At 36.1% G+C, this 3,683-nt stretch carries 3 protein-coding genes; 1 reads left to right on the top strand and 2 read right to left on the bottom strand.

What is annotated here, in order from left to right; all coding sequences use genetic code 11:
• Positions 1-51: 51 nt before the first annotated feature.
• The gene (locus tag F6K54_RS41760; RefSeq protein WP_293090380.1) at positions 52-1,323 is read right to left on the bottom strand and encodes an RNA-guided endonuclease TnpB family protein; all 1,272 of its coding nucleotides are present in this window, start codon (positions 1,321-1,323) and stop codon (positions 52-54) included.
• Between the two features lie 147 nt (positions 1,324-1,470).
• Entirely contained in the window at positions 1,471-1,599 is a 129-nt protein-coding gene (locus F6K54_RS41765) for a hypothetical protein (protein WP_293090381.1), read from the bottom strand.
• A gap of 361 nt (positions 1,600-1,960) precedes the next feature.
• Between F6K54_RS41765 and lysS the strand changes: the two genes are divergently transcribed.
• Positions 1,961-3,529 carry a lysine--tRNA ligase gene (lysS, locus tag F6K54_RS41770; protein WP_293090382.1) on the top strand — a complete coding sequence of 523 codons (1,569 nt, stop codon included), beginning with the start codon at positions 1,961-1,963 and terminating at the stop codon, positions 3,527-3,529.
• The last annotated feature ends 154 nt before the right edge of the window (positions 3,530-3,683 follow it).

Consider the following 3,683-nt stretch of genomic DNA (forward strand, 5'->3'; position numbering starts at 1 on the left):
TCAATAGTACTTGTACTATATAAATAGTGCCTTTGCGTAAGTCCTGATTAGTTAAGATGCTTGACATCCTCCCCGGCCTGAAGGCACGGGGATTCCTACCGAGCCTAAGCTCCTCGGCGAGTTGACGTTTTGCTGGCGCAAAGCTCCGCTAACACTGGCTGCTGCTAGCTTGACGTTAGTCTTATGCTTGCCTCCACGTCCGTTTAATGTCTCGGACTGCCCGCCCGCGACTAATATATTTATCGCTGCGTTCTCGTCTCTATCATGTTTTGCACCACAGTTGAGACACTCCCATTCTCGCACCTTCAGGTCTAGCTTCCCACCTTTAAAGCCACAATTTGAGCAAATTTGGGATGTTGGCTCCCAACGATTAATTACTCTAAAATCACGACCATATTTTTCTGCTTTTCCTTCTAGGAGTGTTCGGAATTGTCTCCAACCTAAATCGGATATAGCCCTGGATAATTTACGATTCTTAACCATACCAGAAACGTTTAAATCTTCTAAAACAATTGTTTGGTTTTCACGAATTATTTCAGTAGATAATTTATGTAGAAAATCAGTTCTTGTATCTTTCAGTTTGCCATGGAATTTAGCTACTCTAATCCTGGCTTTTTCATACCTTTTAGAGCCTTTAGTTTTATGAGATAATGACTTACTTAACTTTCTTAACTTTTTAATTCGTTTCTTCAGTGGTTTAGGAGCATCAACCTTTGTACCATCACTAAATGTAGCAAAGGTTTTAATACCTAAATCTATACCTACTGAATTATCAGTTTGAGGTAAGATTTCAGGTATAATTTCTACTACAAAACTCAAGAAATATCTATGAGCTGAATCTTTGACAATAGTTACTGATGATGGAGCAGCAGGTAACTCTCTTGACCAGACAATTTTCAGCTTTCCTATCTTTGCTAAATAAACTTTATGTTGACCAACTTTAAACCCTCCCTTTGTAAACCTAGCAGTTTGCTTTGACTGTCTACTTTTTTTAAATTTAGGAGGTTTAACAGGTCTACCTTTTCTCTGGCCTTGAGTTGATTTAAAAAAGTTTTGATAAGCCTGGTTTAAATCATTCAATGATTGCTGCAATGGTATGTTAGAAACCTCTGATAACCATTCTCTTTCTTCAGTTTTTTTAGCTTGAGTAATAAAAAGCTTTTGTAGTTCTGAATTAGTGGGTTTATTTTCTCCTAATTTATACTTTTCTTGGCAGCAAGCTAGACTATCATTCCAAACCACACGGACACAACCAAATAGCTTTGCTAATCGGTATTTTTGTCCCGGTGTTGGATAGATACGATACTTAAATCTAGCTTTCATAATTTGACTCTTAAACTAAATACATGATAACATATTTCTTGAAATAAAATCAACTACTAAAAAGTCGCCCGCTTATGGGCGAGGCTTTAAACCCAATTTTTCGGTAAAAGTTACTGTTAAAGTCCCTGGAATAAACCTTAGAAGTAATTATTTATTACTAATTGCTGTTAACGTAGTTCCTCCGGAGGAGGCTAGCTGACTGCTAATAGCTGTTTGCGCAGCATGACCTAGGAAATGCTTAAAAATATTGATATCTAAAAAAGATTTATTTGCCATTAATTTTTTGTCTATTTAAAATATTATTAAAAACAAAAATAACCTTCAATAACATTATTTTTATCTTTTTATTTTGGCTTGAATACCCCGCCGTATACACAATATTTACAATTAGTTAATTAATTGGGGTTATGATATACGAAGTGGCAGGTCGTTCACTATCTCCATCCACTTTTTCCTTCTTATTTCTTCCTTCTTCCTTCTTCCTTCTTCCTTCTTATTTCTTCCTTCTTCCTTCTTCAATCCCAAACTTTTAACCTCCAAATAACTTTGGAATAATTTAATCTTTATCACCTTCTAGAAACAGAAAAACTATGGTATTATACTAACCTCATTAACCAAATATAGAGTACAACTACCAATGGCTAAAAGCGAAACCAGGAACGAAGCAGAAGTTCGTTCACAAAGAGTTGAAGAATTACGCTCCCTGGGAATAAACCCCTATCCTAGTAAAGCTGTAGAGCGATCGCACACTGCTCAACAAGTTATAGACTTATTTTCCCCACCAGCAAAAGAATTAGAACCAGGGGAAGCAGACCCTAATGAAAAATTATTAAAAGTTTGTGGTCGTATTACTTCTAAGCGCGATAGTGGTAGTATTGGTTTCATTAACTTAACAGATGAAAGTGGAAAAATTCAGCTTAAAATTGAGAAAAAATTAGTTAAAGGAGACCCTGGTTTAGGCTTTAAACAAATACAAAAACTTTTGGATGTAGGAGACTTTATTAGTGCAGAAGGAATAGGTTGTCGTACTAACCGAGGTGAGTTATCAATTCAGGTAAATAAACTCGATCTTATTTCTAAAGCTATTATTCCTTTTCCTGACTCTTATTATGGTGTAAATGACCCCGAAATTTGTCGTCGTCATCGAGAAATGGATTTAGCTGGAAATGCTGAATCTTTAAAGCGTTTTAGAATGCGGAGTAAAATTTTACAAAGTATTCGTACATATCTTTGGGATGCTGGATTTTATGAAATAGAAACACCAGTTTTACAAGCAATTTATGGAGGTGCTGCTGCTCGACCTTTTACAACTCATCATAATGCTTTAGATGTAGATTTATATCTACGAATTGCTACAGAATTATTTTTAAAACGAGCAATTTGTGGTGGTTTTGAACGAGTATTTGAATTAGGTAGAGTATTTAGAAATGAAGGGATTGATAGTACCCATAATCCTGAATTTACTTCCCTAGAAGTTTATCAAGCTTATGCAGATTATTTTGAAATTTTGGGTTTGGTAGAAGATGTTATTTGTTATTGTATGAACAATGTTTTAGGAGATATAAAAGAGATAGAATATCAAGGACAAATTATTAATTTAGAACGTCAATATGACCATAGTCAAAAATATCCTAATTTTACTGGCAAACATTGGCAAGTTAAAACAATGGTAGAGGCAGTTAAGGATGAAACAGGATTAGATTTTGATAACTTAGAATTGTCAGAAGCTCTTGAAGCTGTAGAAAAATTAAACCTAAAATTATCCAAATTAGAAACACAAAGTTTGGGTTATCTTTTATATGCTGTTTTTGACCAAAAAGTAGAGTCAACTTTAATTCAACCTACTTTTGTAATTGATTTTCCTGTAGAAGTCAGTCCGTTAGCAAAAAGACATCATAGCAAACCAGGTTTTGTGGAAAGATTCGAGTTATTTATTCACGGTACAGAATATTCCAATGGTTTCTCCGAATTAAACGATCCTCAAGACCAACGCCAACGTTTTGAAGAACAGATCGCTCAGAGAGATGCAGGAGATGATGAAGCACATCCAATGGATGAAGATTTTATTCAAGCGTTGTCTTTGGGGATGCCTAGTTGTGGTGGAATGGGTATTGGGGTTGACCGTGTTGTGATGTTGTTGACTAATACTCAAAGTATTCGGGATGCTATTATGTTCCCGACTATGCGATCGACTTTGAAGGATTGAAGAAGGAGTCAGGAGAGTGAGGAAGTAGGGGAGTGGGGGAGTGGGGGAGTGAGGGAGTGAGGGAGTGGGGGAGTGCGGGAGTGAGGGGGCAAATTTTAGAATCTTGGTTACAACAATGGCCTACGGTTGTATACAAAGTCAAAGAAAATCCTCG

Source organism: Okeania sp. SIO3B5 (assembly GCF_010692555.1).
Taxonomy (GTDB): domain Bacteria; phylum Cyanobacteriota; class Cyanobacteriia; order Cyanobacteriales; family Microcoleaceae; genus Okeania.